20 protein-coding genes and 1 tRNA gene are annotated in these 24,795 nt (G+C 47.9%); 6 read left to right on the top strand and 15 right to left on the bottom strand.

What is annotated here, in order from left to right; genetic code table 11:
- The first annotated feature begins 5 nt into the window (after positions 1-5).
- The 3 genes from AACS80_RS09590 (at position 6) to arsA (AACS80_RS09580) (ending at position 2,767) form a co-directional block, all read left to right on the top strand.
- Positions 6-551: a sigma-70 family RNA polymerase sigma factor gene (locus tag AACS80_RS09590; RefSeq protein ID WP_135409539.1), complete on the top strand. Its 546-nt coding sequence runs from the start codon at positions 6-8 to the stop codon at positions 549-551.
- Positions 552-626: 75 nt separating this feature from the next.
- Entirely contained in the window at positions 627-989 is a 363-nt protein-coding gene (locus AACS80_RS09585) for an arsenic metallochaperone ArsD family protein (RefSeq protein WP_135409538.1), read from the top strand.
- A gap of 20 nt (positions 990-1,009) precedes the next feature.
- Entirely contained in the window at positions 1,010-2,767 is a 1,758-nt protein-coding gene (gene arsA, locus AACS80_RS09580; protein WP_135409537.1) for an arsenical pump-driving ATPase, read from the top strand.
- Between the two features lie 31 nt (positions 2,768-2,798).
- Here the strand turns inward: arsA (AACS80_RS09580) and arsC are convergent, their stop codons facing one another.
- The 5 genes from arsC to arsR are packed head-to-tail and all read right to left on the bottom strand — an operon-like array spanning position 2,799 to position 7,099.
- Positions 2,799-3,224: a glutaredoxin-dependent arsenate reductase gene (gene arsC, locus AACS80_RS09575; protein ID WP_135409536.1), complete on the bottom strand. Its 426-nt coding sequence runs from the start codon at positions 3,222-3,224 to the stop codon at positions 2,799-2,801.
- A gap of 12 nt (positions 3,225-3,236) precedes the next feature.
- Entirely contained in the window at positions 3,237-4,526 is a 1,290-nt protein-coding gene (arsB, locus tag AACS80_RS09570) for an arsenite efflux transporter membrane subunit ArsB (RefSeq protein ID WP_135409535.1), read from the bottom strand.
- Positions 4,527-4,575: 49 nt separating this feature from the next.
- Positions 4,576-6,327, bottom strand: a complete 1,752-nt coding sequence (gene arsA / locus AACS80_RS09565; RefSeq protein WP_135409534.1) for an arsenite efflux transporter ATPase subunit ArsA — start codon at positions 6,325-6,327, stop codon at positions 4,576-4,578.
- Positions 6,328-6,344: 17 nt separating this feature from the next.
- Positions 6,345-6,707 carry an arsenite efflux transporter metallochaperone ArsD gene (arsD, locus tag AACS80_RS09560; protein WP_135409533.1) on the bottom strand — a complete coding sequence of 121 codons (363 nt, stop codon included), beginning with the start codon at positions 6,705-6,707 and terminating at the stop codon, positions 6,345-6,347.
- A gap of 47 nt (positions 6,708-6,754) precedes the next feature.
- Positions 6,755-7,099: an As(III)-sensing metalloregulatory transcriptional repressor ArsR gene (gene arsR, locus AACS80_RS09555; RefSeq protein ID WP_167852387.1), complete on the bottom strand. Its 345-nt coding sequence runs from the start codon at positions 7,097-7,099 to the stop codon at positions 6,755-6,757.
- A 201-nt stretch (positions 7,100-7,300) separates the two neighbouring features.
- On the opposite strand from arsR, the gene AACS80_RS09550 reads away from it, so the two are divergent.
- Positions 7,301-10,009 carry a TrlF family AAA-like ATPase gene (locus tag AACS80_RS09550; RefSeq protein ID WP_138183764.1) on the top strand — a complete coding sequence of 903 codons (2,709 nt, stop codon included), beginning with the start codon at positions 7,301-7,303 and terminating at the stop codon, positions 10,007-10,009.
- Positions 10,010-10,276: 267 nt separating this feature from the next.
- On the opposite strand, the gene AACS80_RS09545 is transcribed toward AACS80_RS09550, so the two are convergent.
- From AACS80_RS09545 to proB, 7 genes are all read right to left on the bottom strand, one after another.
- Positions 10,277-13,417, bottom strand: a complete 3,141-nt coding sequence (locus tag AACS80_RS09545; protein WP_135409528.1) for a DEAD/DEAH box helicase — start codon at positions 13,415-13,417, stop codon at positions 10,277-10,279.
- On the bottom strand, positions 13,414-14,223 hold the full coding sequence (locus AACS80_RS09540) for a hypothetical protein (RefSeq protein WP_032410149.1): 810 nt from the start codon (positions 14,221-14,223) through the stop codon (positions 13,414-13,416). The genes AACS80_RS09545 and AACS80_RS09540 overlap by 4 nt, the downstream gene beginning before the upstream one ends.
- A gap of 319 nt (positions 14,224-14,542) precedes the next feature.
- Complete coding sequence (locus AACS80_RS09535; protein ID WP_089618208.1) at positions 14,543-15,100, bottom strand: hypothetical protein; 558 nt, start codon at positions 15,098-15,100, stop codon at positions 14,543-14,545.
- A 303-nt stretch (positions 15,101-15,403) separates the two neighbouring features.
- Positions 15,404-16,600, bottom strand: coding sequence for a tyrosine-type recombinase/integrase (locus AACS80_RS09530; RefSeq protein WP_138183763.1), 1,197 nt, complete (start codon positions 16,598-16,600; stop codon positions 15,404-15,406).
- Positions 16,601-16,763: 163 nt separating this feature from the next.
- A tRNA-Thr gene (locus tag AACS80_RS09525) sits at positions 16,764-16,839 on the bottom strand.
- A 114-nt stretch (positions 16,840-16,953) separates the two neighbouring features.
- Positions 16,954-18,207, bottom strand: a complete 1,254-nt coding sequence (gene proA, locus AACS80_RS09520) for a glutamate-5-semialdehyde dehydrogenase (RefSeq protein ID WP_135409526.1) — start codon at positions 18,205-18,207, stop codon at positions 16,954-16,956.
- A gap of 11 nt (positions 18,208-18,218) precedes the next feature.
- On the bottom strand, positions 18,219-19,322 hold the full coding sequence (proB, locus tag AACS80_RS09515; RefSeq protein ID WP_001285288.1) for a glutamate 5-kinase: 1,104 nt from the start codon (positions 19,320-19,322) through the stop codon (positions 18,219-18,221).
- Positions 19,323-19,609: 287 nt separating this feature from the next.
- Here proB and phoE point away from each other — a divergent pair, with 287 nt between their 5' ends.
- Positions 19,610-20,665, top strand: a complete 1,056-nt coding sequence (gene phoE, locus AACS80_RS09510) for a phosphoporin PhoE (RefSeq protein ID WP_062883175.1) — start codon at positions 19,610-19,612, stop codon at positions 20,663-20,665.
- A 38-nt stretch (positions 20,666-20,703) separates the two neighbouring features.
- Here phoE and crl read toward each other — a convergent pair whose 3' ends face one another.
- The 3 genes from crl to gpt form a co-directional block, all read right to left on the bottom strand.
- Positions 20,704-21,105 (bottom strand): sigma factor-binding protein Crl, encoded by a 402-nt coding sequence (gene crl, locus AACS80_RS09505; RefSeq protein ID WP_130209675.1) that lies wholly within the window; start codon positions 21,103-21,105, stop codon positions 20,704-20,706.
- 57 nt (positions 21,106-21,162) lie between these two features.
- Positions 21,163-22,407: an esterase FrsA gene (frsA, locus tag AACS80_RS09500; RefSeq protein WP_135409525.1), complete on the bottom strand. Its 1,245-nt coding sequence runs from the start codon at positions 22,405-22,407 to the stop codon at positions 21,163-21,165.
- Positions 22,408-22,499: 92 nt separating this feature from the next.
- The gene (gpt, locus tag AACS80_RS09495) at positions 22,500-22,958 is read right to left on the bottom strand and encodes a xanthine phosphoribosyltransferase (RefSeq protein WP_001291990.1); all 459 of its coding nucleotides are present in this window, start codon (positions 22,956-22,958) and stop codon (positions 22,500-22,502) included.
- A 260-nt stretch (positions 22,959-23,218) separates the two neighbouring features.
- On the opposite strand from gpt, the gene pepD reads away from it, so the two are divergent.
- Positions 23,219-24,676, top strand: a complete 1,458-nt coding sequence (gene pepD / locus AACS80_RS09490) for a cytosol nonspecific dipeptidase (RefSeq protein ID WP_135409524.1) — start codon at positions 23,219-23,221, stop codon at positions 24,674-24,676.
- The last annotated feature ends 119 nt before the right edge of the window (positions 24,677-24,795 follow it).

Here is a 24,795-nt window from a genome sequence, read left to right as displayed (position 1 = left end):
CTACTATGAGTGATGTAACGGCATTCAACAACTGCATGAGCGTGTTCTGGCAGCAACATGAAGCCGAACTCTCTCACTTTCTGACATCGAAGACAGGTGATAGCGAAAAAGCAGCAGACCTTCTGCAAGAGCTATTCCTGCGTGCCCGCGCTCATTCAGACAGTTTCTGCGAGATGGAGAATCCGCGAGCCTGGCTATATCGGGCGGCGAGGAATCTGCTGATTGATGAGTACCGCACCACCAGGGAGTTTGTTGAGCTGGAAGAAGATGCCCCATTAACAGACGCATCCCCTGATGCAATCTCAACGCTGGATATTTGCCTGCCTGAAACATTACAGGCTTTACCCGAAGATGAGCGATGGTTGATTGAAGAGTCCGACCTTAACCGGCGTCCCCAGCAGTCTCTGGCCGATGAACTGGGAATTACGCTTACGGCGTTTAAATCCCGTTTGCTTCGGGCCAGAAAGCACCTGAAAGAAACGATGACAGAACTTTGTCAGATTGAGGCGGATGACACATCTCCCGTCTGCTGCCACAAAAAAATGAATTAATCGCGCATCTTTTTCCCGTCACCTTCGTTTACCTCAGTGTAAAGCCAAATGACTAAACACTGAGGTAAACAGTCCATGTCAAAAATTGAGATCTTTGAAGCAGCAGGCTGCTGCGCAACCAGTAGCGTTGTGATCAGCGACGAAGCAGTCAAATGGAACGCCAGCGCCGAATGGGCGAAAAAGAATGGCGTTGATATTCAGCGCTACAGCCTTGCGAAGAACCCGCAGCAGTTCCTGAATACCCCTGTCATCAAAGAGTTCCTGAGCACATCAGGGATGGAGTCCCTTCCTGTCACCTTGCTCAACGGCAAGCTCGTAATGGCAGGCAAACTCCCGACGCGAGAAGATATCGCCCGTTGGGCAGGTATTGCGCTTACTCAGGACTGGAGTGAAGACAGTACGCAACCACGTTGCTGCAGCATTCCACGTATGCCTTAATTCCAGAGGAGCAATCACTGATGAATATGCCATTTTTAAAAGACATTCCCCCGTTCATCTTCTTCACCGGTAAAGGTGGCGTGGGTAAAACATCTCTGGCCTGTGCTACTGCGGTATGGCTGGCCGATCAGGGTAAGAGAACGCTTCTGGTGAGTACCGATCCGGCTTCCAATGTCGGCCAGGTCTTTAGCCAGACTATCGGCCACCGAATTACAGATATCAGTACCGTAGAAAATCTTGCCGCGATGGAAGTTGACCCTATGGCTGCAGCACAGGCTTATCGTGACCGCGTGCTCGACCCGGTTCGCGGGCTGATGCCAGCCGATGTGGTCAGCAGTATTGAAGAGCAGCTCTCCGGCTCATGCACCACGGAAATCGCTGCGTTTGATGAGTTTACTGGTCTGCTGACCAATCATGAGCTGCGGGAAAAATATGACCATATCGTATTTGATACCGCGCCAACCGGTCACACCATCCGCATGCTTGAATTGCCGGGAGCCTGGAGCGGTTATCTCGAAGCGAACCCTGATGCCGCTGCAAACCTTGGACCTCTGGTAGGGCTTGAGAAACAACAGCACCAGTACTCCGATGCGGTTAAAGCGCTGTCCGACGCAGCTCTCACACGCTTAGTGCTGGTTGCCCGAGCTCAGGCTTCAACGCTGAAAGAGGTTTCTCATACGCACGATGAGCTTTCTGCTATTGGTTTGCAGCATCAACACCTTGCCATTAATGGTGTGCTGCCGCCGTTTGCCGGTGAAAATGATCCACTGGCACAAAGTATTCTGGCTCGGGAAGAAAAAGCATTACAGGCAATGCCTGATAATCTGGTTAATCTTCCCCGCTCGCAGCTGTCTCTGAAGCCATTTAATCTGGTCGGTCTGGAAGCCCTGCGAGAGTTATTAACAGAGAGCAAAGCGCCACTGTCGCTCTCCAATACAACGCTAAATGCTCTGGATTTACCGAAACTTTCCTCGTTAGTGGATGAACTCAGTCAAACAGGAAAAGGGTTGGTCATGACGATGGGGAAAGGCGGCGTGGGCAAAACGACCGTTGCGGCATCAGTCGCGGTATCGCTGGCGAAACGTGGCCACAAAGTCCACCTGACCACATCCGATCCGGCAGCACATCTGTCTTACACGTTGGATGGCTCGCTGCCCAATCTTCAGGTCAGCCGTATCGACCCGAAGGTAGAGACAGAACGTTATCGCCGCTTTGTCCTGGAAAATCAGGGCAAAGGATTAGATGCAGAAGGGCTGGCGGTGCTGGAGGAAGACCTCCGCTCGCCATGCACTGAAGAGATTGCCGTCTTCCAGGCATTCTCCCGAATCATCAAAGAGGCAGACGACCATTTTGTCATTATGGACACCGCGCCAACGGGCCATACGCTCCTGCTACTGGATGCGACTGGAGCCTATCACCGGGAAATGGTGCGTCAGATGGGGCAAACACATGACCACGTCATCACTCCAATGATGCAATTGCAGGATCCGGAGAAGACGAAGGTGATTATCGTGACGCTTGCCGAAACGACACCTGTACTGGAAGCTGCAAACCTGCAGTCCGATCTGCGCCGGGCCGGGATCGAGCCGTGGGCATGGGTTGTGAATAACAGCCTGGCGGCATCTGAACCGTCTTCACCTTTCCTGAAGACCAGGGCGAACCGCGAGCGGCCTCTCATCTCTGATGTGGAAGAGCAGTATGCAAAGCGTATTGCATTAACAGCGCTACAGAGCGAAGAGCCGGTTGGTATTGACCTGCTGGAAGAAATGGCGAAGTAATAATGAAGGGGGCATTTGCCCCCCTTTATCTTTATTTCAGCCTTTTACCTGCATCATCAACGACTTTTTCACCATCTTCCTTGGTGAAAGCCGCTTTCTGAGCATCTGGAAGGATATCCAGAACAACCTCCGAAGGACGGCAAAGTTTAGTTCCCAGTGGCGTCACTACGATCGGACGGTTGATCAGAATTGGATGCTGCAGCATAAAGTCGATGAGCTGGTCGTCAGTAAATTTATCTTCTGCAAGACCCAGTTCCTCATACGGCTCGACATTTTTACGCAGCAGTGCCCGTACCGTGATCCCCATATCGGCAATGAGTTTGACCAGCTCATCACGTGAAGGTGGAGTCTCAAGGTAAAGAATCACGGTTGGCTCAGTACCGCTGTTGCGGATCATCTCCAGCGTATTACGTGATGTGCCGCAGGCTGGGTTGTGATAAATGGTGATGTTGCTCATATCAGTATCTCATTACAAAGTGAAAGAGAGACGTAGCGCCAGCGCGGCCAGCGTTACAAACAGCACAGGCAGAGTCATGACGATCCCGGTGCGGAAATAGTATCCCCAGGTGATGGTCATGTTCTTCTGTGAAAGGACATGCAGCCAGAGCAGCGTTGCCAGGCTACCAATCGGTGTAATTTTCGGCCCCAGATCGCAGCCAATCACGTTGGCATAAATCATCGCCTCTTTGATAACGCCTGTTGCGGTGCTGCCATCAATAGAGAGAGCGCCAACCAGCACGGTAGGCATATTGTTCATGATGGAAGACAGGAAAGCCGTCAGGAAGCCGGTACCAAACGTCGCGGCCCAAAGTCCTTTATCTGCCAGCACGTTGAGCACACTGGAGAGATATTCTGTTAGCCCTGCATTACGCAGGCCATAGACCACCAGATACATCCCCAGCGAGAAGATGACGATCTGCCATGGCGCACCGCGAAGCACTTTACCCGTGTTAATGGCATGGCCTCGTTTAGCCACTGCAAACAGGATTACAGCGCCAACAGCCGCAATCGCGCTAACGGGAATACCGAGCGGCTCAAGGACAAAGAACCCAACCAGCAGAAGAATTAAAACTATCCAGCCGGTTCTGAAGGTTGGCAGATCTTTAATCGCCTTTGCCGGTGCTTTCAGGAGAGCCAGGTCGTAAGTAGGCGGAATATCTTTGCGGAAGAACAGATGCAGCATCACCAGCGTGGCGATAATAGCGGCAATATCCACCGGCACCATTACCGACGCATACTCAGTGAAACCCAGCCCAAAGAAGTCTGCAGAAACAATGTTAACCAGGTTGGACACGATAAGCGGCAGACTGGCCGTATCGGCAATAAACCCGGCGGCCATGACAAATGCCAGCGTAGTACCTTTACTGAAACCTAATGCAAGCAGCATAGCGATGACAATTGGAGTCAGAATCAATGCCGCACCATCGTTGGCAAACAGTGCCGCCACCGCTGCACCAAGCAAGACGATATAGGTAAACAGCAAACGCCCGCGACCGTTACCCCAACGTGAAACGTGCAGCGCCGCCCATTCGAAAAAGCCGGATTCATCGAGCAACAGGCTAATAATAATCACAGCAATAAAGGTCGCCGTCGCATTCCAGACGATATTCCACACAACAGGAATATCACCAAAATGGACTACGCCAGAGATCAACGCCAGTACCGCGCCCAGCGTCGCACTCCAGCCGATCCCTAATCCCTTCGGTTGCCAGATAACCAAAACGATGGTCAGGACAAAAATAGCGCCTGCCAGTAACATAAATCCTCCAAGCAGGACGGCTCTGCCGCCCTGTGTATACAAAAAAATATTAAACGGCCAGCTCTCTGAGTTTCTCGATGCCAGTGGGCTCAGCAGCCATTACCGGTACTAACGCTATGCGGCTTGCATGCTGGTTTTTCACAACCTCGATTTGAGGAAGCTCTTGTAGGGCGCGCTGGCAAAGCAGCGGCGATTGCGTCTGTGCAATCGAAAGGCTGTTATTGATAATCCAGCCCCAGGGATGAATCCCCGCACGTTCAAGATCGGACTGCAGGTTTGCCGCTTCCAGTACAGGTGTGGTTTCAGGCAGAGTGACCAGCAAGACTTTGGTGCGTTCCTGGTCCTGAAGCTGCATCATCGGAGTGGTAAAATGACCTTTATCCCCCATCTTCCTGGCAATCTCACGGTGATAAGCCCCGGTAGCATCAAGCAGTAATAGCGTATGCCCGGTAGGTGCCGTATCCATGACCACAAACCGTTTGCCTGCTTCACGAATTACGCGTGAGAACGCCTGGAACACCGCAATCTCTTCTGTGCAAGGAGAACGTAAATCCTCTTCGAGCAGCCGTTTCCCAGCCTCATCCAGATCTCGGCCTTTCGTCTCAAGAACATGTTGACGATAGCGTTCAGTTTCATCGTGAGGGTTGATTCGGCTGACCTGCAGATTCTTGAGGCTGCCATTGAGCGTTGTACTGAGATGTGCAGCAGGATCTGAGGTGGTGAGATGCACATCAAAACCCTTATCCACCAGACTAACGGCGATAGCCGCAGCAATTGTGGTTTTACCCACGCCACCTTTGCCCATCAGCATAATCAAACCGTGTTCACTGCGGGCGATATCATCAACCAGGACAGACAACGACATATTCTCTGGCTTGTTCGGTATGCTTTGTTCAGGAAGCGATGTTATCTCAGCGTGTTCGTTGAGCAGGCCTTTCAATGCGGACACACCCACCATGTTCAGCGGCTGAAGGTATAAGTTGTCTGTCGGCAAATCAGATAACCCGGCAGGAAGATTTGCCTGCGCCTCTTGCTCCCGTTGCCATATTGCAGCGGCTAGTGCATCACGTTCTGCTTCGCTCGCAGGCAGAACACCGTTAATGACTAAATACTGATTTTTAAGGCCAATAGCTGATAATTCGTCATGAGTACGAGCGACTTCCTGCAGTGTTGATTTTTGCAATCGCGCGACCAGCACAAGGCGAGTTCGTTCAGGATCGGATAATGCCTCAACCGCATGAGCATATTGCTCGCGTTGTTTATCCAGCCCAGCCATTGGACCAAGACAGGAAGCACCATCCGGGTTACTTTCGATGAAGCTGCTCCAGGCTCCGGGAAGCTGAAGAAGGCGAATAGTGTGGCCCGTTGGGGCAGTATCAAAAATGATGTGATCAAAGCGGGTCAGCAGAGAAACGTCGGTCAGTAAGCCAGTAAACTCGTCGAACGCAGCGATCTCTGTCGTACAAGCTCCTGAAAGCTGTTCACTGATGCTGTTAACAACGTCATCAGGCAAAAGACCTTTAATAGGGTCAACGATTCTGGCGCGGTATTGCTGGGCGGCGTCCTGCGGGTCAATCTCCAGAGCCGAAAGACCAGGAACAGCAGTTACGAGCTGGATAGTGTTACCGATAGTCTGATCGAATACCTGACCGACGTTAGAAGCCGGGTCGGTACTGACAAGCAGAACACGCTTTCCCAGTTCAGCCAGACGTATAGCTGTTGCGCAGGAAATCGAAGTTTTGCCTACACCTCCCTTACCGGTGAAAAACAGATAAGACGGGATATTCTGTAAGAATTTCATATGTCCTCCTGACATACTCAACAACAGGAAGTTTTACCACCACAGCAACTGGTGGAAGCTAAACCCACCTTTTCCAGCGGTATACCAAACCAGCGAGCCAGTTCAGCGCGTTTTGGGTATCGCCCGGCCATCACCGTTTCACCACCGAGTAACAGCAGTGGAAGCCCTTCAGCTCCAGAAGCTTCAAGGAAAGCTTTCGCTTTCTCATTCTGAACGAAGCTCATAGGCTGCTGCGCCAGGTTATAACGTTCGATCGGGACCCCACGCCCTTTCAGCCATTGCACATCAGCAGAAAAATCGACCAAAACCTGATCGACATCTGAACCACAAACGCCGGTACTGCAGCACATCGCCGGATCAAACACCGTTAACGTTTTCATCTTTAACACCTCACATTCGTAAAAACATATATGTACAGGCAAATTTTTTAGATACAAACAGCCTTACCGCTGCCAGAGCAGTTGGCTGATGCCAGCTTACGGGCAATGGCCTGTACGTCGTCCTGTTGGCTTAACCAGGCCTGCTCAATCACCTGAGCAGCCCAGGAAGGAATATGCGGAGATAAACGGTAATGAACCCATTTCCCCTGCTTGCGATCCAGCAATAGGCCACTTTCCCGAAGCATTGCCAGATGACGGGAGATCTTGGGCTGTGACTGTTCCAGCGCAGTGCAAAGGTCGCATACGCACAGCTCTCCCATCTCTCTGAGCAGCAACACGATGCCCAAACGGGTTTCATCGGAGAGGTTTTTGAAGAGTTGTAGGGGCTTCATAGGAATTTCTACTCTGACGGAAACATTCATTATCACGCGGAAAAATGAAACGATCAACATCACATGCATTTTTTCATATATGAAAGCAAAACTCAAAATTTTTAAAATTTAATAGTAAAAAATGTGAATAGGAAATATGATTTAACATCATGTTTTAAAACAATAAAACGTTTCAGCTTAATAACTTAGTAGGACTTTGATATGTACACTAATGTAGGAAGCTATTGGTATAAATTTGATTTTCATACACACACTCCTGCCTCATCAGATTACAAAGCGCCAGCAGAAACAGCAAAAGAGTGGCTCATTGCCCTGATGGAAAGAGAGGTTGACTGCGTTGCAGTAACTGACCATGTTAGTGGGGCATGGATTGATATCTTGAAGCAAGAGCTAAAAGCGCTTGAAACATCCTATCAAGAATATCGCCCATTAATTTTATTCCCAGGATGTGAAATAACCGTAAGCACCGGGCAATCTAGGGTTCATATATTATCAATTTTTGACCCCTCTTGTGGCACAGCTAAAATTAATGGTGTGCTTGGCATGTGTGGGATTACGGAAGGACATGGAGATGCAGAGTCAACATGCGCTACCGAATCTGTTGATAAAGTAATTGAGCTGATAAGCAAGGAAAATGGAATTGCTATTCCTGCGCATATTGATGGTCCTAAAGGGCTATTAAAGGGAATAAAAAACAACAATTCAGAAATAAGTACATGGGCAAAAAAAATTGTTGCAGCAGAATTTGTCGATTTAAACTTCCTTGATAGCGTAGATGTAGAACTACAAAAGACATTTCAAGATATAGGTAGAGTTAAAGGTTCTGATGCTCATGAAAAGTCTAGACTAGGAGCTAATACCTCTTGGATCAAGATGGGAAAACCAACAATTGATGGTTTAAGGCTTGCATTATACGATAATAAATTCTGCGTAAGTAACGAAATTGACGATCCTAATTCTCTACCAAACCTGTCAATTAACAACCTAACAATTAAAAAAATGACCCACTGTGGAATTATCCCAGGAAAACCTGTTGAGATAAAACTGCACCCTCTCTTCAATGCTATAATTGGTGGACGTGGCGCTGGTAAATCAACATTTGTTGAATCACTACGAATTGCGATGGGTAGATCTGAAGAGTTAGTCGGCTTACAATCTATAAAAAGAGATCTAGATTCTTTTATTGATGGAGTTACTAGAGATGATACCGAAATCAGCGTAGGAATAAAGAGGCGTGATGATTTATTTAATGTTATATGGACAAAAAATAATGACATTGAAATAAAAAAATTTGAAAATGAAGAGTGGCAAGATGCTCCGGGCAAACCAGAGGAAAGATTCAATATAAGCATTTATAGCCAAAAGCAAATCAATGCCTTAGCATCTAATCCTGAAAGTTTACTAAACATAGTTGATCGAACACCACAAGTAGATATTTCCAGCTGGAAACAGAAATTGGCTTCCCAACAAGTTACATCAATTAATTTAGCAAAAAGCATTAGGAAAATTGAGCTGAGCGCTCTTGAAAAAACCTCTATTCAAGCACAAATTGATGACTTAAACTCTGATATATCCAGCTTTGAAAAGGGTGGACATAAAGATGTTTTTAATAACTATCAAACGCTATCAAAAAAACAAACAAAAATAGAAGATAGTTTCCAAATAGAAAGTTTGAGCAATGCATTACAATCAATTATTGATTTTAACACAGTCCCTCTTGATTTATCTAATTTAGGACATGAGTTAGAAAATGAAAATGAAGTAAGTGAAATTCATAAAAATTTCACTGCTGAAATTGATAAAGTCATATCTGATATCAAATCATCAAAAGCAAAGATTGACAACATTGTACAGCAAACCGTACAAGCACTCGATAACTCTGAATGGAAAAAAAATAGTAAAAAAATCATTGATCGGTATAAGGAAGTTGTTCAAACTTACGAAAGCAAAGGGCATGAACTGAACCCTCAAGAATATGAACAATGGATCGAAAAAAGAAATAACACACAAAAACAGTTAGATGAAATCGTAGAAGAAGAAAATAAACTTGAGTCTTACAAAACAGATTTTAATCGTTCGATTTCCTTGAGTTACATCTTACGTAGACGCCTACAAAAAAAACGAGAGAAATTCATCCGTTCAGTAATTGGGAATAATAAATATGTTAAAATGTCAATCATTCCATTTGGAGATAAAAACAATATTGAAAATGATTTCCGTTCTATTCTAGGTTATAGCAATGGGTTCAATTCATCCATTTATCAAGATGATCGTGAAGATAGTTTACTTTATAAATTAATAAATGATGGTGGAGATTTAAGAAAAACGATAAAATATATCTCAGAAATAAAGGATACTATATTCAAAATTGCAGCAAGTGAAGATGTAACTATACATAGAGTCGATGGCAGATTTAAAACATCGTTATGTGAAAAAATAAAGTCGCAGCCAGAAATATTAGAAAGAATAATTAATTGGCTTCCACAAGACCGTTTACTGGTAGAATATGCAAGAGATGTTGAAAAAGGGAAGTTCGCCTCAATTGACAGAGGTTCTGCGGGACAGAAAGCCGCTGCAATTCTCGCATTCCTGTTAAGTCATGGAGATAATCCAATAGTAGTCGATCAACCAGAAGATGATTTAGATAATGCTCTAATCAATAAGTTAATAGTATCTCAAATACATAGCAATAAAAGAAGAAGACAAATTATAATCATTACCCACAACCCAAACATAGTTGTAAATGGAGATGCTGAGTACATAAATGTTATGCATTTTAACGGCGGTCAGGTGCAATTACTATCTGCAGGTGGTTTATGTGACACTGATGTCAGACTTAATGTTTGTGAGATAATGGAAGGTGGTAAAGAGGCCTTCAACTTAAGATATAATCGCTTACTTAAAATGTAAGAATAATCTAATTGTAGCAAAGGATTGCTACAATTAGACTCAAGAATATATAGCTCTTAGTATTTTAAAAGTAAAAAAGAGTTCTCTATATCACTATATAACCCACCTAAGCGCTAGCGTGTTATACGTTTCGCGGATTATTTTTTATCGACGTGAGCAAGCTGTAACGCAATCAAGACAGTGTTAAATTTCTATTCATGCAAAATGGTACGCATCGTGTGGTGGAACCCATGCAGCATAATGCCCGTGCTACGAGTCCACCAGACATCAGTATGAGCTTAAAACGTAATTGAAATAAGCAGGGGTTCCTTTGACAACTTGCTCAATAACGCTTAAATGATTTTGCCTAGCCTCATCAAATGAGCTGCCTCCATATCCATCCTGGAGGAGAGCGTCGCGAATAGCTTGAGAAATAAAACGGTCAGCAAATCCCGCCTCAAATATACTCATGGATAGCGCGTCAGGGAGGCCATTTTTTAGGCTCTTCTGAAAATGAGCGAGCGATGCTCCTTGCTCTCCGATTATTTCCTCTGGACTAAAAAGGAATTGTGCAAGAGCTGCCAGAATGAGCGAACAATCAAATGCCAGTATGCTCTCCAAGAACTTAAGAATATCGTCGTCACTCACTTTTTGTTTACGCTTACCGGCTTTCTTTTTAACCTGCATCTGAGATGCTTTCTTGAAGATTTCTCCGTAACTCATTCCGCACATCCACGAAAGTGCGATCTCGAACCCTGCACCTGCAGGCTCGACGCTACGGAAAAAACGATTGTCGCAGAGCTCGGTCAGTAGTGGCCAGACGGCATTGAGCCATCCATTAGAGGAATCCAGCGCTAGCAGCATTGCTCTATGTTCGCCTGACCATACTTCAATAAATTTAGTCTGCTTTGCGCCCAGCAATGTCTTGCCGAAGAATGCCTGCTTTAAGGGTGAGCTCTCAACCGACTCAATACGTCTGGCAACCAATCTGAAGTATTCTTCAAGTTTCTCAGCCTCTTCGGCAGAGGCAAGCGAGTACGCCAATGTCTCGCGTGCAAGTTCCCCGGCCTTCTGTTCAAAGGCGGTTGCATCCATCGCAGCACAGTTTGCCATTAGATAGCTTTCAAGTGTATGCGTCATCTTTTTCCGTTCTGCCAAGGAGCTCAACAGCGCTTTTACTAGAGCATCTTTTTGCGACTTACTGAGGCGAGGGTCTGAATCCGCCACCAGATTAGCCCAGCCTTCCCACTCAACCTCCTTATCCATAAAATCCAGCAAATCGCCCCCAGCAAAGGGCAATTCTTGGTTACGGGGGAGTGCAAAAGGTTTTAACAATAAAAGGAGTGAACTGGTAACGCCTTCAGCGCGGTCAGGAGAGAGAAGCTCCACTGCGCTTCGAAATTTCCATCCTTCCTGCCAATTTTTCCTTCTGTCCCAAACTGTTGAATCAGCAAAGATTACAACCCCCTCAGTATGCATCCCTGCACGACCGGCACGCCCAATAAGATTCTGGAAGTCGCGAACTTTGACACGTCCTACCCCCTGATATACTCCCTGCACGATAAGATAGCGAATAGGCAAGTTTACACCTTGTGCAAGCGTAGATGTGCATGCAATAAAGTTAATCAGTCCTTTCTGCATACCATGTTCTAGTGCTAAGCGTATACCCTGAGGTGTATTACTGTGATGAGTGTATATACCCAGCTTTGCAGCTTTTAAAAGAAAGGAATTGCTACCGAAATTACCCTCAATAATAGTTTTCAGTGCCATGACTTCTTCAGGATTAGCGTAGGTTGAAGGCCATAACGTGTTATATCCTGCATCCGCAATCTGGACAGCCCTTTTTGCTATACCATTTGCAATCAACTTTGTCCCACAGAAAATAGCTACGGATCCCTTACTAATAACGCGTAGACCCAAATAGAGCGATACGTCGCTCGATTTCGTCCGGGTCGGAAATATCGAGCTGTCTGCTTTAATTCCCGATAGCTGTGCCGCTTCGATTATTCTCGGAACAAAGTAGTCCTCTTTGTCATATCCATTTTCATGAAACATTAACTGTCCAAGCGACTCTGTCCAGCTTGCAAAGGCAACAGACCGGCTCGTAGGTAATAGCGTTGCGCCGTCAATAACCTGTGCCTTATCCTCACCCATCAGCCAGCTAGCAATGGCCTGTGGATTTTGCATCACAGCTGAAATAAGTAGAGTCTGCGCTGTATCAGGCAGCAATCCCTTGATTTCGGTGAGCAACAATTCATAGGTTATACCTCTCACGCCAGTATCAAACTGGTGCCCCTCGTCGTAAACGACAAGACCAATGTGTTTCAAAGCCTGAGAGGACTGACGCAGCACATAGAGAAACTTTTCGGGTGTGAGGACTAATACGTTCGATGTTGAGGGCGGGGCACTTCCCAGAAGGTCAGCAATTTGTTCAACGAAGTCAATCTGCAAGGCATCCGTCAGTTCATTGACTTTAATGTCATCGCCGGCCAAATCTTGCCGAAGTGATAAGGCAATTTCATGGCAGAGTGCCCGAAAGGGTGCAACCACAACCGCAAGCTTCGTGCGCCCAGACATGAATGCACTGCGCAGAACTAACTCAATCGACCTAGTTTTCCCGGCACTTGTAGGCATCTGAATCAAGCCCGAGTCACCTCTGAATATCCCTCTTTCCCCTAAAAGAATCTGAGAAGGCCAGAGTTCTTTAGGAAAGCGTTCCCTCTGAATGACCGGCCGCCAATGATCCACTGATAAACCTGAATATTGGGAGAGGGTTACCCAAGCAGATGCTGCAAGCCTCATACGACAAATCGATATGGCGACATCTGCATAAAGCACTTCCTCGGGAGTGCCCATTTTATAAGCCTCATTCCTGAGGAGTTTCATCAGTACATCAATCTCTTGTAGCTGGGTACCTTCGGCAAAATGGTTAGCAACAGCACGCGAAAACGATGTTAGCAGCGGCCCATAACGTTTGTCGTCTAAAAGCCAGTAAGTCCTCCAGTCCGCTTTGAGCAACCATTGAAGCAAATGCTCAACATTGTTGTCTTCTTCTTTAGGTTCAATTCGACGGGCAAGGACTAAGCTACTTCCCGGGCGTCGAGCCACATAATAGGCGGCAGAGGCTAATAGTAATGTTGTGCTTTCGAGGCCTTGTGCAAATCCTGAATCCAGAACTGCGTCAAAAAAGCTGGCGCAGAAATTCAGCTCCGCTTGCGGCTCAGGGGGAAGAGAAACTAATGGCAGTGACAGCTCAGCCAGCACCCCGGTAACGTCGCCCAAGGTTGCTACGGTCATAATAAACAGCTGCAAAGGATCTGAACCTTCAGGCATTCTGAGATGCAGAGACTCATCCAGACCAAACTCGTACATCTTACCTTTCGAGCGTGTTATGCCAAAGAGGCGTTTGCTATTGAATCCAGCCTTCATTTGCAGGCCCTCTCGTAAAGTTCATGAACCAGTTTCATCTGAAGATCGGATCTCACAACCATCAGATAAAGTGCTGCCTCATTTGAGTGCGTGTTGGCCAGTGTCTTGGCAAGCTCTTCTTCATTGAAAGCTGTGTTGCAAAGAACAGCAACCGCACCTGAGTAATATGTATAAGGGTTATCTGCAGGATTCTGAAACCGTGCAATTCGGCTCACTTCCAGTGTCTTTCCTTCACGAAGGTACCTACGTTTAGTGGCGTTTAACGTGAAAGCTTGCCTTATGTGTTGATCGTTAGAACCATCGTCAACAGCATTTTGGAGCTGGCCACCATATATACCACCTGAAAGAGACGCTTTAACTTCAAAGGCATAAAGGGCATCCCCTCGATTGGGAGTAGCAATATCCAACTGATGGAAGCCTAGTATATCAACGCCTTTGACGGACTCATTGTTGCTGGCTTTGTCAGCGTATTTTCCTCGGGGCACCCACAGATTGAGCGTGAACTCCAAGTAGTCGGAAATGAGAAATTCAGCGAAATCACCAGAACGAATTGATGGCCCGGGAGCCTTGACTTTGTCGGGGAAAATATGTGCATTTAGATACTGTTCTATCGTCATTCCTGTCCCGCACAAGAGCTCAGGAAGCTCCTGGTCTGTACAGTATTGCCGACGAAAATGCAGTGCCCAACTGTCAAGAATCGCCGGATCAGTTGGGGGCGAGAACTCCCAAACATTTATGGTCCGGCCTTCAACGGTTATCAAACCTGCTGACCTTAAATGTAAACCTTTTAAATGGTCGGGTAGCATAACAGCTCCTTTTGTTGGGCATTCACCTTAAAACAAGATCGGCAATCCATTACTACTGTAACAATGCTGTCAAAACATTAGATTAAACGGGGGATAGTAACCTCGTAAACAATTACTGGTTTGCAGTGGGGTAATTTACGGCATACTTGCCACCGCAATTAGTAGTTTTGGGGCTGACATTTATGACGGACGTCCTCGAGTCTGAGTTAAGGTATCTTATTCTGTTTATACGCACCCCGCGAAATCCTAGCCTGCCTCCTCTTAATCAGCTCAAACACATGCTAAAATGTCAGCCCTCAACACAGGTCTGACCAGATGCCTATTCACCGCCCGTTGAATGCCACTGGAGCGATGATTCAATAATACGCCGATACATGGTGTCGATCTGACGCGGTGCACGACGAATGTATTGCTCCGCCCTATCTCTTTGTTCTCCAGATAGTTGTTCTAAATACTTCACAATTTTTTCGGCTGTTGGAAGGATTTCTTTACCGTTGAATTTTGGAGGGAGACCGGTCCATACCACATGGTCCACGTTATTGGTATCAGCCCATTCAGACAATCCTGGGATCAGTTTTGGAGAAGGCTGACCAGCAGACCACCTGCAAACATGCTTTTCAATATTTTTTATTGGGATACCTTCACGGCAACGCAAAGCCTCAATACTAGAGGTAAGATCCACTGATTCCATTATCGCCCACAGGGAAGGCACTAATCGATCAGCTTCGACTAGCACAAGCGTAATCCGTCCATCTTGCGACTGTCTGGCGAATTCAACGGATATAAGTGGGCCATCCTCAGACCATTTCCCCTGAACAGGTAAACCCCTTGGCTCCCAAATTAAGGAACCCCATCCAAGACAAGCGATACGAGCCATTATGCCTCCATTAGCATGGTCAGTTTAAAGGTAAAACTCACATATCTTACCGTGCCCCATTGGCACTACATTCAATCGACTTTCTGAATCCCTCACAGAGCGTTATAGCCTGCGTTTGTATCTATCGTTTGAACTTACATAACTAAGCAGATCTTCAGAAGTAAATGTAACTTTTTTCCAGAAAGCAGAAATGAAACTCAGCAAAAAAAGAAATTTTCTGGTATGGAACTCCTCCGTTTTGGAGGAGACCTGCTTGTATTTTCACTTTATCTAACGAATAAGTAGCTAAGTTTGTAGGTGAAATTATGATGCTATGATTAGATTAAATTTACCAATGTTATCAATGTAATCCGCATACCACTGCATCATCTCCCTCCGCCCTTCCAGATACAACGCATGGTTGTACGTCCCACGAATCGCATTCTTATCGACATGCGCAAGCTGGGTTTCAATCCATGCCGTATTGAACCCTTCCTCGTGCAAAATCGTACTCATCGTGTGACGGAAACCATGCCCCGTTACCTTCCCCGTATATCCAATCCGCTTAAACACCTGATTAATACTCGCTTCACTCATCGTCTTGCGGGGATCATTACGTCCTGGGAACACCAGTGGATATTGCCCGGACATTACTTTGAGCTGCTGTACGATTTCCAGCGCTTGGGTAGAGAGGGGGACAAGGTGAGGCCGTTTCATCTTCATTCGGTCGGCAGGAATTTCCCACACTGCTTTCTCAAGATCAAATTCACTCCAGAAAGCACCTCGGAGCTCACCAGTACGAACTCCCGTAAGGATCAGCAAACGAGCGGCAAGAACAACTAACGGGCTTCCTGTGTAGCCTGCGAGAGCTTTAAAAAAGTCTGGTAACTCCTCAACTGTAAGGAAGGGATAATGCTTCGATTCATGTCCTGACATCGCGCTGGTTAGATCCGCCGCAGGATTGTATTCCGCACGGCCAGTAACGATGGCGTAACGAAAGACTTCGCTGCAGCGCTGGCGAACCTTCTTAGCCTTCTCTGTCGCGCCACGGCTTTCCATTCGACGCAGCACATTCAGCAGAACCAGTGGTTTGATTTCATTCACCGGAAGTTGGCCGATATAGGGGAAAATATCTTTATTGAAAGCTTCGATAATGTCGGAGGCATAGCCTTCTGACCACCGGCTCACCTTCGTACCGTGCCACTCAAGTGCTACAGACTGAAACGTGTTGTTGAGTTGCACATCGCGAACCAGCTTTTCTTCTTTCTTGGCAAAAGATGGATCGACACCTTCAGCCAGCTTTTTCTTGGCGTCGTCACGCAGTGCCCTCGCTTGTGCAAGGGACACTGCCGGATAGACACCAAAGGCCATACGCTTCTCTTTTCCATTGAAACGATACTTCATCCGCCAGTATCTGGAACCAGAGGGAACAACCTCAAGATACAAACCAGCACCATCTGCCAGCTTATAGGCTTTCTCTCTGGGTTTAGCAGCGTCTACCTGTCTCGCATTAAGTTTCATTGGGGGCATCTCCCTGGACCGAACACAGAATGCCCCCACTTATGCCCCCAACAGCGACTTGATTTCGGTTGAGTCCAGTTGATAACAGGAGATAAGATACGGGCCATGAACCGCAGTATACGGGCTTTTAGTTGATTTCGGTAGACTTGGGAAGAGTTTGAAATGGTGCCGATAATAGGAGTCGAACCTACGACCTTCGCATTACGAATGCGCTGCTCTACCAACTGAGCTATATCGGCCCTGAAAGGACATGTTCACGAACGTGAATCACGGTGGACAAGGTTAAAACTAACCGGGCGATGCGTCAATGGCCTTGTGAATCAAATGGCTACTTTTGCATCACCCGTTTTTATTTACGCACGAATGGTGTAATCACCAATGCCGATCCACTTGTAAGTGGTCAGTGCTTCCAGCCCCATTGGGCCACGCGCGTGGAGTTTTTGTGTGCTTACCGCCACTTCTGCACCCAGTCCAAACTGGCCGCCGTCGGTAAAACGCGTAGAGGCGTTAACGTAAACAGCGGAGGAATCCACTTCGTTAACAAAACGCTGGGCGTTGCGCATATCGCGGGTCAGGATCGCATCGGAGTGTTGTGTGCCGTGTTCACGAATATGGGCGATGGCATCGTCAAGATCGCTGACGATTTTGACGTTCAAATCTAATGACAGAAATTCATCGTCATACTCTTCGGCTTTAACAGCCACCACCTTCGCGGGTCCAGCCTGCAACTGCGCCAGTGCGGCAGCATCTGCGTGTAATGTCACGCTGCTTTCCGCCATTTGTTTGCTTAATGCGGGCAGGAAGCTATCAGCGATGTTTTTATTCACCAGCAACGTTTCTACCGTATTACACGTGCTCGGACGCTGAGTTTTCGCGTTGACGATCACTTTCAATGCTTCAGCGATCTCTGCACTTTCATCAACGTAAATATGACATACGCCTATACCGCCTGTGATCACCGGGATTGTCGACTGTTCGCGGCATAGCTTATGCAGACCAGCGCCGCCGCGCGGGATCAGCATGTCGATGTATTTATCCATACGCAGCATTTCACTGACCAGTGCGCGATCCGGATTATCAATTGCCTGTACTGCTCCTGCCGGTAAACCGCAGGATTTCAGGGCGTCCTGAATCACCGCCACCGTTGCAGCGTTAGTGCGGCAGGTTTCTTTGCCGCCACGCAGGATCACCGCGTTACCCGTTTTAAGGCACAGCGAAGCGACATCAACCGTCACGTTCGGCCGCGCTTCATAAATCACGCCAATCACCCCCAGCGGTACGCGACGACGCTCCAGACGCAGGCCGCTGTCCAGCACGCCGCCATCGATTACCTGCCCCACCGGATCGGCGAGGTTACACACCTGGCGCACATCATCGGCAATGCCTTTCAGCCGTGCGGGCGTCAGTGCCAGACGGTCAAGCATCGCTTCGCTGAGGCCATTAGCACGCGCGTCAGCAACATCCTGGGCGTTAGCGTTGAGGATGATTTCGCTTTGTGCTTCCAGTTCATCGGCGATTTTTTCCAGCACGCGATTTTTTTCGCGGCTGGAGAGTTGCGCTAATTTATACGAGGCTTGCTTCGCGGCAATGCCCATTTGTTCCAGCATCGGCCTGCTCCTTAACGGGTAATCATGTCATCACGGTGAACGGCTACCGGGCCGTATTCATATCCCAGTATTGCATCAATTTCTTGCGAGTGGTGTCCGGCAATGCGGCGCAATGCATCGCTATTATAGCGACTGACGCCGTGGGCGATATCACGACCTTCGAGGTTACAAATGCGGATCACTTCACCACGCGAGAAGTTGCCGGTTACGCTCTTAATGCCTTTCGGCAACAGGGAGCTGCCGCGTTCAAGAATGGCGGCGGTTGCCCCTTCATCTACCGTGATTTCACCCGCAGGCGGTGCACCGAAAATCCAGCGTTTACGGTTTTCAAGCGGAGTCGCCTGGGCATGGAACAGCGTACCGACGGAAATACCTTCCATCACATCACCAATGACGCCCGGCTTGCTGCCCGCGGCAATAATGGTGTCGATACCCGCACGGCAAGCCACGTCAGCGGCCTGCAATTTAGTGCTCATGCCGCCGGTTCCAAGACCTGAAACGCTGTCACCGGCAATCGCGCGCAGTGCGTCATCAATGCCGTAAACATCTTTAATCAGTTCTGCCTGCGGATTGCTGCGCGGGTCAGCGGTATACAAACCTTTTTGATCGGTCAGCAGCAACAGTTTATCGGCACCCGCCAGAATCGCCGCCAGAGCAGAAAGGTTGTCGTTGTCACCAACTTTAATTTCTGCCGTAGCGACAGCATCGTTCTCATTAATTACTGGAACGATGTTGTTATCGAGCAGCGCACGCAGGGTGTCGCGGGCGTTCAGGAAGCGTTCACGGTCTTCCATATCAGCACGAGTCAGCAGCATCTGCCCGACGTGAATGCCATAAATCGAAAACAGCTGTTCCCACAGTTGAATCAGTCGACTCTGCCCTACCGCCGCCAGCAGTTGTTTTGAGGCAATAGTCGCTGGCAGTTCCGGGTAACCCAGGTGCTCACGTCCGGCGGCAATCGCGCCCGACGTCACAATGACTATCCGATGCCCGGCGGCATGTAACTGCGCGCACTGGCGAACAAGTTCAACGATATGGGCACGGTTCAGGCGGCGCGATCCACCTGTTAGCACACTGGTGCCGAGTTTTACCACCAGCGTCTGGCTGTCACTCATGATTCTCTGCCATTCAATTTTAGGAAAAATGATATCAAACGAACGTTTTAGCAGGACTGTCGTCGGTTGCCAACCATCTGCGAGCAAAGCATAGCGTTTTGTTGCGCGGGATCAGCAAGCGTAACGGCAGTTGTTTACGCTTTTATTACAGATTTAATAAATTAGCACATTTTAAGAATATTATTAAGCTGTAATATATCTTTAACAATCTCAGGTTAAAAACTTTCCTGTTTTCAACGGGACTCTCCCGCTGAATATTCGCGCGTAAATTAAAATCAGGAAAGAAAATGAAAAAGAGCACTCTGGCATTAGTGGTGATGGGTATTGTGGCATCTGCATCCGTACAGGCCGCAGAAGTATATAACAAAGACGGTAATAAACTGGATGTCTATGGCAAAGTTAAAGCCATGCATTATATGAGTGATAATGACAGTAAAGATGGCGACCAGAGTTATATCCGTTTTGGTTTTAAAGGCGAAACACAAATTAACGATCAACTGACTGGTTATGGGCGTTGGGAAGCAGAGTTTGCCGGAAATAAAGCGGAGAGTGATACCGCACAGCAAAAAACGCGACTCGCTTTTGCCGGGTTGAAATATAAAGATTTGGGTTCTTTCGATTATGGTCGTAACCTGGGCGCGTTGTATGACGTGGAAGCCTGGACCGATATGTTCCCGGAATTTGGTGGCGACTCCTCCGCACAGACCGATAACTTTATGACCAAACGCGCCAGCGGGCTGGCGACTTATCGTAACACCGACTTTTTCGGCGTTATCGATGGCTTGAATTTAACCTTGCAATATCAAGGAAAAAACGAAAACCGCGATGTGAAAAAGCAGAATGGCGATGGCTTCGGCACCTCGTTAACCTATGACTTTGGCGGTAGTGATTTCGCCATCAGTGGGGCCTATACCAACTCCGATCGCACCAACGAGCAGAACCTGCAAAGCCGTGGCACAGGCAAGCGTGCAGAAGCATGGGCAACAGGTCTGAAATATGATGCTAATAATATTTATCTGGCAACTTTCTATTCTGAAACGCGCAAAATGACGCCAATCTCTGGCGGCTTTGCCAATAAGACGCAGAACTTTGAAGCGGTCGCACAATATCAATTCGACTTTGGTCTGCGTCCATCACTGGGTTACGTCTTATCGAAAGGGAAAGATATTGAAGGCATCGGCGATGAAGATCTGGTCAATTACATCGATGTCGGTGCTACGTATTATTTCAACAAAAATATGTCAGCGTTTGTTGATTATAAAATCAATCAGCTGGATAGCGATAATAAGCTGAATATCAACAATGATGATATTGTCGCGGTTGGCATGACCTATCAGTTTTAATGAATATTGCCGGATGCGATGCATCCGGCACATTTCATTCACGCCGTTAACTTCACCGGCTCGTCACGAAAATCATCCGCCGGTTCCAGTTTCAGATTCAACGTCACCAACAGTTCACGCAGCTTCTCGTGAAACTCACGCAAGGTATACTCCAGCCGCTCTACCACTTCGGCATCTTTTACCGGAACACTCGTCCAGTCGCCTGCTTTATCGAACAGACCAAACTGATAGCTGTATGTAAAACGGGATTCCTGCGCTTCCAGTTCCATCCACCAGCCCCAGAACTCACGCACTTCCGGCGCGGGTTTCACGTTGACGCATACAGCCAGACAATCGAAAAAGAATCGATTATCTTCGCACTTACCTTCACGAATATACGGGCCTAGTGCGGTAAATTTTTTGATCAATCTGCTTTTCGGGTGTCCACTCGGTAACGTCATTGCGATCTCCTGTTGTGATGCAACTGTTTTACCAAATTGACAAAATTTAGCAAATTTTTAACACAGTCGCTTTTCGATCCAATTGGTGATTTCCTGAAGCGCCTTGTCAAAATTCCGATACACGGGGTTAAGCGGAATCTCTAACAATTTACCATCCGCAGATGACGACGTGATTAAGCGTGAATCCTCTTCCGGGCTGAACGGATCGTTCTTCCAGTACCCTGATAACATTGGCGTTGGGCAATGACGTCCCAGCAATCCTTGCACTTTTAATGAATAGCGATTCAGCTCAACACGCAACGCTTCATCAGAAGCATCATGCATTCCCAGTCGGCTCGCCAGAACGTCAAGATACATTTCCGGCACTTGTTGCTGGCACTTAAAATCACTCAGCAAGGTGTGAACCACCGGGCCAAGACAGGCCACCGCTTTCAAACGTGATGCCTCGAGATAAGCCAGGCGTACAGCAACGTTAGCACCGAAACGAAAACCAAAGGCGGCAACGCGAGTGTGATCTACCCATGGAACGTTAGGCAGCGCCTTTAAGACATGTTGGTGCAGCAGGCTGGAATCCTGGGTGAGTTTCCATTTTGAGGAAAAACCGACTGAAGGCATATCAATAGTCAGCATCGCAATGCCGCGCGGTGCAAAATAGCGCTCATAAAGGGAGTAATAGTCGGTTTGCATCGCATCCAGACCACCACACATTAATACTGTCGGGAATGGACCATCACCTTTTGGCATATGCAAAAAGCCAGTGATGGGCGCGCCCCCCGGAACGGTAAACTCCATTTGCCGCATTGTTCCAGGCAGACGTTGCGCAGCTTCTTCATACGCGCGATTTGACAACGCCTGTACCTGTTCAGCCAGATCATCGCCCTTCAAGTGCGGATAGGCGGCAATATTGTACAACGTAGCTGCGTGCAGCCAGTGACGCCCGCTGAGTTGCGGATCTTCTTCCGCACAGGCTTTCTGTTGCCACACCATCGCCTGGGTGGCCCACTCGTAAATCCAGTTGCCGCCACGGTAGCCAATCACCGTATCGTATAAATCATTGTCGGTACGTTCAGCATCGCTCATCACAATGCGCGCCTGAACGTCGAGGATTTCACGCGGATCAACACCGCGCCAGATCCACATCAGGCGGTTAATCATGCGATACCAATGAGGAATATTTTTGCCATCGAGGGCCGACTGCACCGACGGTTGCGCACCGTGGTTAAAACGGCGGACTAGCGTCGAGGTTTCAGGATGTTTAAAGCGGGGTTTGAACAGGGTTTCGCTCAGGTTAGCCTGTGTCATGGATGCAACCTCCAGGAATACTTACTGGAAGCTATTGTAACCTGCCTGACGTTAAAAAGAACAACGCCCGGCAGTGCCAGGCGTTGAAAAGATTAGCGACCGGAGATTGGCGGAACGAACACAACGCCCATATCCCACGGTTGCTCAATCCAGGTATCTTGTGGGATATCAACCACATAATCATCAACCAGCGGGCGACCAGCCGGTTTCGCGAAGATAGTCACAAAGTGTGCTTTAGGATACATTTCACGAATCGCAACTGCAGTACCACCGGTATCCACCAGGTCATCAATAACGATGAAGCCTTCGCCATCGCCTTCTGCGCGTTTCAGCACTTTAAGCTCGCGCTGGTTGTCGTGATCGTAGCTGGAAATACAAACGGTATCGACATGACGAATACCCAGTTCACGCGCCAGTAACGCACCCGGTACCAGACCGCCACGGCTTACGGCAATAATGCCTTTCCATTGTTCAGAAGGCATCAGTCGGCTTGCGAGTTTACGTGCATGGATCTGCAACATGTCCCAGGTGACGATGTATTTTTCGCTCATGTGAAGTGTCCCAGCCTGTTTATCTACGGCTTAAAAAGTGTTCGAGGGGAAAATAGGTTGCGCGAGATTATAGAGATCTGGCGCACTAAAAACCAGTATTTCACATGAGTCCGCGTCTTTTTACGTACTGCCTCTCCCTGACGCGGGATAAAGTGGTATTCTCAAACATATCTCGCAAGCCTGTCTTGTGTTGACAACATTTTCTGCTAACCCTGTGACCTGCAATACTGTTTTGCGGGTGATCGACAAGGAGACTTAACGTGTCTGAACTGTCTCAATTATCTCCACAGCCGCTGTGGGATATTTTTGCCAAAATCTGTTCTATTCCTCACCCGTCCTATCATGAAGAGCAACTCGCTGAATACATTGTTGGTTGGGCAAAAGAGAAAGGTTTCCATGTCGAACGCGATCAGGTAGGTAATATCCTGATTCGTAAACCTGCTACCGCAGGTATGGAAAACCGTAAACCGGTTGTCCTGCAGGCTCACCTCGATATGGTGCCGCAAAAAAACAACGACACCGTGCACGACTTCACCAAAGATCCTATCCAGCCTTATATTGATGGCGAATGGGTTAAAGCGCGCGGCACCACGCTGGGTGCAGATAACGGCATTGGTATGGCGTCTGCGCTGGCGGTTCTGGCTGACGAAAACGTGGTTCACGGCCCGCTGGAAGTGCTGCTGACTATGACCGAAGAAGCCGGTATGGACGGCGCATTCGGTTTACAAAGCAACTGGTTGCAGGCTGATATTCTGATTAACACCGACTCCGAAGAAGAAGGTGAAATCTACATGGGTTGTGCGGGGGGTATCGACTTCACCTCCAACCTGCATTTAGATCGTGAAGCGGTTCCAGCTGGCTTTGAAACCTTCAAGTTAACCTTAAAAGGTCTGAAAGGCGGTCACTCCGGCGGTGAAATCCACGTTGGCCTGGGTAACGCGAACAAACTGCTGGTTCGCTTCCTGGCGGGTCATGCAGAAGAACTGGATCTGCGTCTTATTGATTTCAACGGCGGCACACTGCGTAACGCCATCCCGCGTGAAGCCTTTGCGACCATTGCTGTCGCAGCTGATAAAGTCGACGCACTGAAATCTCTGGTGAATACCTATCAGGACATCCTGAAAAACGAACTGGCAGAAAAAGAGAAGAATCTGGCCTTGTTGCTGGACTCTGTAGCGAACGATAAAGCTGCCCTGATTGCGAAATCTCGCGATACCTTTATTCGTCTGCTGAACGCCACCCCGAACGGTGTGATTCGTAACTCCGATGTAGCCAAAGGCGTGGTTGAAACCTCCCTGAACGTCGGTGTGGTGACCATGACCGACAACAACGTAGAAATTCACTGCCTGATCCGTTCTCTGATCGACAGCGGTAAAGACTACGTGGTGAGCATGCTGGATTCGCTGGGTAAACTGGCAGGCGCGAAAACCGAAGCGAAAGGCGCATATCCTGGCTGGCAGCCGGACGCTAATTCTCCGGTAATGCATCTGGTACGTGAAACCTATCAGCGTCTGTTCAACAAGACGCCGAACATCCAGATTATCCATGCGGGCCTGGAATGTGGTCTGTTCAAAAAACCGTATCCGGAAATGGACATGGTTTCTATCGGGCCAACAATCACCGGTCCACACTCTCCGGATGAGCAAGTCCACATCGAAAGCGTAGGTCATTACTGGCGGCTTCTGACTGAACTGCTGAAAGAAATTCCGGCGAAGTAATAACGATAGCGTCCACGCCTGCGGGCGTGGACCGTTCAAGGATGAACAATGATCCCTAAAAATTACACCGTATCTGGTATCCACCTCTCGAAACCTTTTCCTGTTCAACGCCATATTCC

It is taken from the genome of Escherichia sp. E4385, from assembly GCF_963883145.1.
Taxonomy (GTDB): domain Bacteria; phylum Pseudomonadota; class Gammaproteobacteria; order Enterobacterales; family Enterobacteriaceae; genus Escherichia.
This window is presented reverse-complemented; position numbering and strand designations above follow the sequence as displayed.

Bases quoted from the DNA above. Each gene is read 5' to 3' on its own strand.
- AACS80_RS09530 (WP_138183763.1), bottom strand. From the start codon at position 16,600: ATGAAACTTAATGCGAGACAGGTAGACGCTGCTAAACCCAGAGAGAAA.
- arsD (WP_135409533.1), bottom strand. From the start codon at position 6,707: ATGAAAACGTTAACGGTGTTTGATCCGGCGATGTGCTGCAGTACCGGC.
- AACS80_RS09540 (WP_032410149.1), bottom strand. From the start codon at position 14,223: ATGCTACCCGACCATTTAAAAGGTTTACATTTAAGGTCAGCAGGTTTG.
- arsA (WP_135409534.1), bottom strand. From the start codon at position 6,327: ATGAAATTCTTACAGAATATCCCGTCTTATCTGTTTTTCACCGGTAAG.
- AACS80_RS09535 (WP_089618208.1), bottom strand. From the start codon at position 15,100: ATGGCTCGTATCGCTTGTCTTGGATGGGGTTCCTTAATTTGGGAGCCA.
- AACS80_RS09550 (WP_138183764.1), top strand. From the start codon at position 7,301: ATGTACACTAATGTAGGAAGCTATTGGTATAAATTTGATTTTCATACA.
- arsA (WP_135409537.1), top strand. From the start codon at position 1,010: ATGAATATGCCATTTTTAAAAGACATTCCCCCGTTCATCTTCTTCACC.
- frsA (WP_135409525.1), bottom strand. From the start codon at position 22,407: ATGACACAGGCTAACCTGAGCGAAACCCTGTTCAAACCCCGCTTTAAA.
- proA (WP_135409526.1), bottom strand. From the start codon at position 18,207: ATGCTGGAACAAATGGGCATTGCCGCGAAGCAAGCCTCGTATAAATTA.
- gpt (WP_001291990.1), bottom strand. From the start codon at position 22,958: ATGAGCGAAAAATACATCGTCACCTGGGACATGTTGCAGATCCATGCA.
- AACS80_RS09545 (WP_135409528.1), bottom strand. From the start codon at position 13,417: ATGAAGGCTGGATTCAATAGCAAACGCCTCTTTGGCATAACACGCTCG.
- proB (WP_001285288.1), bottom strand. From the start codon at position 19,322: ATGAGTGACAGCCAGACGCTGGTGGTAAAACTCGGCACCAGTGTGCTA.
- arsR (WP_167852387.1), bottom strand. From the start codon at position 7,099: ATGAAGCCCCTACAACTCTTCAAAAACCTCTCCGATGAAACCCGTTTG.
- crl (WP_130209675.1), bottom strand. From the start codon at position 21,105: ATGACGTTACCGAGTGGACACCCGAAAAGCAGATTGATCAAAAAATTT.
- phoE (WP_062883175.1), top strand. From the start codon at position 19,610: ATGAAAAAGAGCACTCTGGCATTAGTGGTGATGGGTATTGTGGCATCT.
- AACS80_RS09590 (WP_135409539.1), top strand. From the start codon at position 6: ATGAGTGATGTAACGGCATTCAACAACTGCATGAGCGTGTTCTGGCAG.
- arsC (WP_135409536.1), bottom strand. From the start codon at position 3,224: ATGAGCAACATCACCATTTATCACAACCCAGCCTGCGGCACATCACGT.
- arsB (WP_135409535.1), bottom strand. From the start codon at position 4,526: ATGTTACTGGCAGGCGCTATTTTTGTCCTGACCATCGTTTTGGTTATC.
- AACS80_RS09585 (WP_135409538.1), top strand. From the start codon at position 627: ATGTCAAAAATTGAGATCTTTGAAGCAGCAGGCTGCTGCGCAACCAGT.